This is a genomic window from Micromonospora sp. NPDC049114 (assembly GCF_040648635.1).
Taxonomy (GTDB): domain Bacteria; phylum Actinomycetota; class Actinomycetes; order Mycobacteriales; family Micromonosporaceae; genus Micromonospora.
On record NZ_JBEZEA010000003.1, the window covers coordinates 1 to 435 of the forward strand.

Genomic DNA, 435 nt, shown 5'->3' on the forward strand with positions numbered 1-435 from the left:
CCCCCCCGGCCGGGACCTTGGCCTGGCCCGAGCGCATGATCCACTCGATATCGCCGATGTGGCGGTGTCCGAGGCGCTCGAATACCGCCGCATCGGCGAAATGGAGTCGATCATGCCGGCGCACCCCGGTGTACGTGCCGCTTCACCCAACACGGCGGACAAAAAGGGTGAATGCTCGCGGCTCGCGCCGCTTCCGGGGGCCTTGACCGGGGAGAACGACTTGATCAACTCGGCATCCAGGAAGTCGGCCTGTCCCGGCACCCACGACACCCCGACTTCCGGAAACCCGAGTCGATCAAGGAGGGCCACCGCCCAGCACAGGCCACGAACCGGCCGCGCCAGCCCCCGAAGGCACCGACGGCGACCATCGCGGGCTGGGGGCGACCGTGCCCGGCGCAGGGATCAAGCCTGACCGCCCGGAGCCGGGATAGGTCG